Below are 8,493 nucleotides of genomic sequence, written 5' to 3' on the forward strand. Positions count from 1 at the left end.
TCCACTCGCCGCGTATGGAGGCCATGCTCGACGACTTCCGCGCGGTCGCGGAGACGCTGACCTTCCACCAGCCCGAGATCGCGATCGTCTCGAACGTGACCGGTCAGATGGTGTCGGGTGACGAGATCTGCACCCCCGAGTACTGGGTGCGCCATGTGCGTGAGGCGGTTCGTTTCGTCGACGGGATGCGCACCCTCCAGGAGCAGGGCGTGTCCACGTTCCTGGAGCTGGGCCCCGACGGAGTGCTCAGCGCCATGGGCCAGGACTGTGTCGAGGACTCGGTGTTCGCTCCCGCGCTGCGCAAGGACAGGGACGAGCCGAAGACGCTGGTCACCGCGCTCGCGGAGCTTTACGTACGCGGGTCGGTGGTCGACTGGGCGGCGTACTTCGCCGGCACCGGCGCCCGCCGGGTCGACCTGCCCACCTACGCCTTCCAGCACGAGCGGTACTGGCCGAAGAACACCTGGCCTCAGACCGGGGACGTTGGCGGGCTCGGGCTGCGCACCGGCGGTCATCCGATGCTTGCCGCCACGGTGGGGCTGGCGCACACGGATGAGTCCCTCTTCACGGGGCGCCTGTCGCTCCAGACCCAGCCATGGCTGGCCGACCACGCCGTCATGGGTTCGGTCCTGCTGCCGGGTACAGCCTTCGTCGACCTGGCCCTGCACGCGGGCGACCACGTGGGATGCGAACTGGTCGACGAGCTGACGCTGCAGGCTCCACTGGTGCTCCGTGAGTCGACAGGTGTCCAACTGCAGGTAGTGGTGGGCACGCCTGAGGCCGACGGGCGGAGGCCTGTCAGCGTGCACTCACGCCCGGGGGAGGCCGACGAGGGGAGCGACTGGACCCAGCACGCCAGCGGGCTGCTCGCGCCCGTCGACGCCGCTGCCGAGACCGCCGCAGAATCTTCGGTACGGGAGGCCCTGCAGATCTGGCCGCCGCGCGACGCGACGGAGATCGATACCGAAGGCCTGTACGAACGACTCGCCGTCCAGGGATTCGGCTACGGTCCGGCCTTCCAAGGGCTGCAGCGGGTCTGGCGCCGTGGCGAGGAGGTCTTCGCCGAGGTGGCGGTGGCCGACCTCGACGTCGCCGGGTTCGGCGTGCACCCGGCGCTGCTCGACTCCGCTCTCCACTCCCTCGCCGTGGGTGGTCTGCTGGGCAGCGACGGGCCTGAGGGTCCGGCGAGTGCTGAGCGGCGCGGCTGGCTGCCGTTCTCCTGGAACGGGGTTCTCCTCCGTGCCACCGGGTCCACCACACTGCGGATGCGGATCGCGTCCACGGGCCGCGACAGCACGATGTCACTCGTCCTGGCCGATGCATCCGGTCAACTCGTCGCGCACATAGAAGCGTTGACGCTGCGCGAGGTGACCGCCGAGCAGTTCGACGAGCGGCGACGTGCCACCGCGGACTCGCTGTTCCAGCTGAGCTGGGTCGAGGTCGCTCAGGACACGCCCTTGCCGGAGCAGGGGCGCGAGGCGCCGTCCTGGGCCGTGCTGACGGCCGACGGTGCCGGCCTGGGCCTCGACGGACACGCCTCGTACGCGGACATGACCGCACTGACCGCCGCGCTCGACGCGGGGGCCGCCGCACCGGACGTCGTACTGCTGGGCGCCACGGACAGTGCGGCCGAGGATGCCGATGTCCTCGGAGCCGCCCACCGCACAGCACACCGAACGCTCGGAGTCCTCCAGGAATGGCTCTCCGACCCCCGCCTCGACGCGTGCCGACTGGTCGTCGTCACCCGCCGGGCCGTCGACACGGGCGGCGACACGAACATCGGTCCCGACCTGTCCGCCGCCCCTGTGTGGGGCTTGCTGCGCTCGGCGCAGTCGGAGAACCCGCAGCGTTTCGTCCTGCTGGATCTGGACGGAACGGCCGGGCCGGACGCCGGTGTCGTACGCCGAGCCATCGCCAGCGGTGAGCCGCAACTCGCCGTACGTGGGGGAGCGCTCCTCGCCCTCCGCCTCGTACGGTCCGGGCAGGACGGCACACTGCTTCCGCCTGTGGACGGCACGGACTGGCGACTCGACAGCATGAGCAAGGGGACGCTCGACGGACTGCGGCTGCTGCCCCACCCGGAAGCGCGCAACGAGCTCGAATCCGGCCAGGTACGCGTGGCCGTACGTGCGGCGGGGCTCAACTTCCGCGACGTCCTGATTGCCCTCGACATGTATCCGGGACACGCCACGATGGGCATCGAGGGCGCCGGCGTCGTGCTGGAGACCGGGCCCGGGGTGGCCGGGATCGTGCCCGGTGACCGGGTGATGGGCCTGCTGAGCGGCGGTTTCGGCCCCACCGCGGTGACCGATCACCGCATGATCGCGAGGATTCCCGACGGGTGGTCGTTCACCGAGGCCGCCTCGGTGCCCATCGTGTTCCTCACCGCCTACTACGGTCTGGTCGACCTTGCGGCACTCCAGCCCGGGGAGTCGGTCCTCGTGCACGCCGCAGCGGGCGGTGTGGGCATGGCTGCCACACAGTTGGCGCGTCACCTCGGCGCCGAGGTGTTCGGGACGGCCGGCCCGGGCAAGTGGGACGCCCTGCGAGAACTCGGCCTGCACGACGAGCACCTGGCCTCCTCACGCACGCTGGAATTCGAGGAGCAGTTCCTCTCCGCCACCGACGGACGCGGCGTCGACGTGGTGCTGGATTCCCTCGCCGGTCCCTTCGTGGATGCCTCGCTCCGGCTGCTGCCACGCGGCGGACGGTTCGTGGAGATGGGCAAGGCGGACGTCAGGGACCCGGAATCCGTCGCCCGCGCCCACCCCGGTGTGGCCTACCAGGCGTTCGACGTCATCCAGGCCGGGCCGGAGCGGATCGGGCGGATGCTGGCCGAGGTCGTCGCGCTGTTCGAGAGCGGGGCACTGCGTCCACTTCCGGTGCGGACCTGGGATGTCCGCCGGGCACCGGAGGCCTTCCGCTTTCTCAGCCAGGCCCGCCACATCGGAAAGGTCGTGCTCACCGTTCCGCAGCCGCTCGACCGCGACGGAACCGTGCTTCTCACCGGCGGCACCGGATCGCTCGGCGGCGTACTCGCCCGGCACCTGGTCGCCACGCACGGTGCGCGGTACCTCGTACTGGCCGGCCGGAGCGGCCCCGACGCGCCGGGCGCGCGGGAACTCGCAGCCGAACTCACCGAGCTCGGCGCCACCGAGGTCACCCTGGCCGCCTGCGACGTCTCCGACGCCGACTCGCTCGCCGGCCTTCTGGCCGCCATCGACGAAGAGCACCCGCTGACCGCCGTGGTCCACGCCGCGGGTGTGCTCGACGACGGCACCATCTCCTCACTCACCGGTGACCGTCTGGACGCGGTACTGAAGCCCAAGGCGGATGCGGCCTGGCACCTGCACCGGCTGACCCGCGACCTGGACGTTGCGGTGTTCGCCTTGTTCTCCTCCACCTCCGGACTCCTGGGGGCGCCCGGCCAGGGCAACTACGCGGCCGCGAACGCCTTCCTGGACTCGCTGGCCCAGGTCAGGCGGCGGGAAGGGCTGCCCGCGACCTCCCTCGCCTGGGGTCCGTGGGAGCAGGCCGGCGGCATGATCGACCGGCTCCGCGGGACGAGTGCTGGCCGCAGCGCCCGAGGCGGACTGACCAGTCTGTCGGCGCAGGAGGGCGTGGCCCTGTTCGACGCCGCCGTCGCCGTGGACGAGGCCGTTCTCGTACCGATGAAGCTCGACGCGACGTCCCTGCGCGGGCAGGCGGAAGAGCCGCCCCTGTTCAGGAGCCTGGGACTCGGAGGGCGCAGGTCCAGCAGGCGCAGCGTGGCCTCGGCGGCCATCGAAGCATCTACGCTCACCGAGCGGCTCAGGGGACTGGACGAGTCCGAGCAGACGCGGCTGCTGACGGACATCGTCAGCGCGCAGGCGGCAGCTGTTCTCGGACACGCGGACGCGGACGCCGTACGCCCCGGCCGGGCTTTCAAGGAGCTCGGCTTCGACTCCCTCACCGCCGTCGAGCTGCGCAACCGTCTGGGTGCGTCGACCGGACTACGGCTTCCCGCATCGCTGATCTTCGACTACCCGACTCCGGCCCTGCTGGCCGGCCACCTCCACAGTGCGCTTGTCGAGAAGCCGGGATCGCCCGCATTCGCCGATTCCGCCATACGGGACGCGGACGCGGACACCGACGAACCGATCGCGATCGTGGCCATGAGCTGCCGCTACCCGGGGGGCGTGAACTCACCCGAGGACCTCTGGGACCTCGTCGCCACCGGTACCGACGGCATCTCCGGCTTCCCGACCGACCGGGGCTGGCGGCTGCCGTCCCCCGACGACGGCTCCGAACTGCCCCACGAGGGCGGGTTCGTCCACGACGCAGGACAGTTCGACGCGGCCTTCTTCGGGATCTCGCCGCGCGAGGCGCTGGCGATGGACCCGCAGCAGCGGCTGCTCCTCGAGGCGGCCTGGGAAGCGTTCGAGCGGGCCGGCATCGACCCCTCGTCCGTACGCGGGAGCCGTACAGGGGTCTTCGCGGGAACGTCTACCTCCGGGTACGCCACATCGCTCGACCAGCTTCCCGAGGGTGTCGCCGGACATGTGCTGACCGGCACAGCAGGCAGTGTCGTCTCCGGCCGGGTGTCGTACACCTTCGGCCTGGAAGGGCCGGCGGTGTCGGTCGACACCGCGTGTTCCTCCTCGCTCGTGGCGCTGCACCTCGCCACGCAGGCACTGCGGTCGGGCGAGTGCTCCCTGGCGCTCGCGGGTGGCGTCATGATCATGGCCGACGAAGGGATCTTCGCCGAGTTCGGCGGGCACGGCGGTCTCGCCGTGAACGCCCGATGCAAGGCCTTCTCCGACGACGCAGACGGCACCGCGTGGTCCGAGGGCGCCGGGCTGCTGCTCCTGGAACGGCTCTCCGACGCGCGGCGCAACGGCCATCGGGTCCTGGCGGTGGTGCGGGGCAGTGCGGTGAATCAGGATGGTGCGTCGAACGGTCTGACGGCGCCGAATGGTCCGTCGCAGCAGCGGGTGATCCGGCAGGCGTTGGCGAATGCCGGATTGTCGGCTTCGCAGGTGGATGCGGTGGAGGCGCACGGTACGGGGACGAAGTTGGGTGACCCGATCGAGGCGCAGGCTTTGCTGGCGACGTACGGACAGGGCCGGCCGGACGACCGCCCTCTCCTGCTGGGCTCGCTGAAGTCCAACATCGGACACGCACAGGCTGCTGCTGGAGTGGCCGGCGTCATCAAGATGGTGATGGCGATGCGGCACGGTGTGCTGCCGCAGACCCTGCACCTCAACAAGCCGTCCCCCCAGGTCGACTGGTCGGCCGGGGCCGTTGAGCTCCTTGCCCGGTCGGTGGCGTGGCCGGAGAAGGACGAGCCATGGCGAGCCGGTGTGTCGTCGTTCGGGATCAGTGGTACGAACGCGCACGTCATTCTTGAGCAGGCTCCCAGCGAGGACGTGACAGGGACGCCGCCGACGGGCGGGACCCCGCCGCTGAGCAGTGCGGCACTGCCGTTCGTGCTCTCCGGGAAAACCCCCGACGCAGTGGCGGAGCAGGCGGTCCGGCTGGTCGGCCTGCTGGACCGCCGGCCCGCATCGGCCCTGCAGAACGTGGCGTGGTCGCTGGCCACCGCCCGTACCAGGTTCCCGCATCGTGCGGTACTGGTTGCCGACGACGTCGAGGAACTCCGTTCGGCTCTCGGTGCCCTTGCGGAGGGGCGTTCCGGGTCGGGTGTGGTGCGGGGTGTGGCTGAGGGTGCGGTTGCTCCGGTGTTCGTGTTTCCGGGTCAGGGTTCGCAGTGGGTGGGTATGGCTGCGGGTCTGATGGAGTCTTCGCCGGTGTTCGCGGGGCGGATCCGGGAGTGTGCGGTGGCGTTGGAGCCGTTCACGGACTGGTCGTTGTTGGGTGTGTTGCGTGGTGATGCGGGTGCTCCTGGGTTCGATCGGGTTGATGTGGTGCAGCCGGTGTTGTGGGCGGTGATGGTGTCGCTGGCTGAGGTGTGGCGGGCGGCTGGTGTGGTGCCTGCGGCGGTGGTGGGGCATTCGCAGGGTGAGATCGCTGCGGCGTGTGTGGCTGGTGGGCTGTCCCTGGAGGATGGTGCGCGGGTGGTGGCGTTGCGGAGCCGGGCGATCCTGGAGCTCTCGGGCTCAGGCGGCATGCTGGCTGTGGCGGACTCCGCCGATCTCATAGCTGAACGGCTCACCCGGTGGGAACACCGCCTGTCGGTGGCGGCGGTCAACGGGCCGACCTCTGTGGTGGTGTCCGGAGACGCCGATGCGCTCGACGAGTTCCGGGAGGCGTGCAGGGCGGACGGGGTGCGGTGCAAGCGCATCGACGTCGACTACGCCTCGCACAGTGCGCATGTGGAGCGGATTCACGACCGGTTGCTGGAGGTGCTGGCGGATCTGGAACCGCGTAGTTCGCGGGTGCCGCTGTATTCGACGGTGACGGGCGGGCTGCTGGACACCGCCGGCATGGATGCCGAGTACTGGTACACGAACCTGCGCCGGACGGTCCTGCTGGAGAAGGCGACCCGAGCACTGGTGAGTTCGGGGCACGGTGTGTTCGTCGAGGTGAGCCCGCACCCCGTGCTCACCATGGGGCTGCAGGAGACCTTCGCCGCCGCCGGTTCCGATGCCGTGACCGTGGGCACACTGCGCCGAGATGAGGACGGGGCCCGGCGATTCACGATGTCGCTGGCCGAGGCGCATGCGTACGGGGCGGAGCTGGACTGGCACGCCCTGTTCGAAGGACGTGACCCGCAGCGTGTCGACCTGCCCACCTACCCCTTCCAGCACCAGCACTACTGGCTCAAGTCGGCCCCCGGGCAGGGACGCGACGTAGCGGCTACCGGCATGCGGCCCGGCGGGCATGCCTTGCTCTCCGGAACGATCAGGCTCGCCGATTCCGACGGTGTGGTGATGACGGGCAGGCTGTCGGTCGAGTCGCACCCCTGGCTCGCCGACCACGTCGTTCTCGGTTCGGTGCTGCTCCCGGGTACGGCCTTCGTCGACCTGGCTCTGCACGCCGCTGACCAGGTCGGATGTGGGCTGCTGGAGGAACTGACGATCGAGGCTCCGCTCGTTGTCCCGGATTCCGGCGCGATCGTGCTGCAGGTGACGGCGACGCTGCCGGATGCGTCGGGCCGTAGCGTTGTGCACGTCTATGCGATGCCTGCCGACGCACCGGAGGACGCGTGGACTCTGCACGCCTCAGGAACGGCGACGCACGCAGAGGCGTCGACGGGCGAGGGGCTGAGCGAGTGGCCGCCGACCGGGGCGCAGGCGCTCCCCGTCGACACCCTGTACGCGTCGCTCACCCAGGCCGGCTACGAGTACGGTCCGCTGTTCCAAGGGCTGCGGGCTGCCTGGCGGCAGGGCGGCGACATCTACGCCGAGGTGGCCCTGCCGGACGGCGCCGCCGTCGAGCAATTCGGGGTGCACCCCGCTCTGCTGGACGCGGCACTGCACACCATGCGCTGGTCGGCGACGCCTGGCGCCGAAGGTGAGCCGGGCACCGTCGAGCTGCCCTTCGCCTGGAGCGGTGTCACGCTGAGCGCGATCGGGGCACGCGCACTGAGGGTCCGGATCCGGCGCGTTCGGTCCGGAGTCTCCGTGCTGCTGGCCGACGGAACGGGCTGCCCGGTCGCTTCCGTGGAAACGCTCGCGCTCCGTCCCATCGGGCCGGATCAGCTGAACCCTGCGGAGCGTGTGCTCGGTGACGCGATGTTCCGGGTCGAGTGGGTGGCGAAGCCGATGGGCTCCGCGGACAACCTTCCCGACATTGCTCGCCACGCGGACGTGGCTTCCACGGACACGGTGCCGAGCATGGTGGCGGTGTCGTTCGCGGGAGCGGGTTCCGATCACGGGGACGCCGCGTACCAGGCACACGAGATCGCAGGCAGAGCACTGGAGTTTGTCCAGGAATGGCTGGGCGATGAGCGGTTCGCCGACGCCCGCCTTGTGGTCATGACACAGGGCGCGGTGGCCTGCGACGCCGACTCTGCGCCGGATCCGGCACAGGCTGCCGTGTGGGGACTTGTGCGGGCCGCCCAGACGGAGCATCCGGGCCGGTTCGTGCTGATCGACGTCGAGGCGGATGAATCCGCTCTGTCGGCCGCGGTGTCGTCGGGCGAGCCTCAGATGGCCCTGCGTGGGAGCGAGCTGTTCGTGCCCAGGCTGGTCAGGGTGCCCAGAGGAACCGATGAGGGTGCTCCTGAGGTCGGTGACGGCACGGTGCTGGTGACGGGCGCCGGCGGGGTGCTGGGTGGTGTGGTGGCACGCCATCTGGTCGCCGAGCACGGTGTTCGGCACCTGTTGCTGGTGAGTCGTCGGGGTGGGGATGCTCCGGGTGCGGCTGAGCTCGTTGCGGAGTTGGAGGGTCTGGGTGCGCGGGCTCGGTTCGTGGCGTGTGATGTGGCTGATCGTGCTGCGTTGGCGGGTGTGCTGGACGGTGTGGAGGCCGGGCATCCGCTGACGGGTGTGGTGCATGCGGCGGGTGTGTTGGATGACGGTGTGGTGTCGTCGCTGTCGTCGGAGCGGT

General features: G+C 70.4%; 1 protein-coding gene. It reads left to right on the forward strand.

From position 1 onward, the window contains the following. Window positions 1-14: 14 nt before the first annotated feature. Window positions 15-8,493 (forward strand): type I polyketide synthase (locus B9S57_RS33420; RefSeq protein WP_146057840.1); only part of this gene is annotated, 8,479 nt, incomplete at its 3' end.

Source organism: Streptomyces sp. SM10, from assembly GCF_002910915.1.
In the GTDB taxonomy this organism is placed as follows: domain Bacteria; phylum Actinomycetota; class Actinomycetes; order Streptomycetales; family Streptomycetaceae; genus Streptomyces.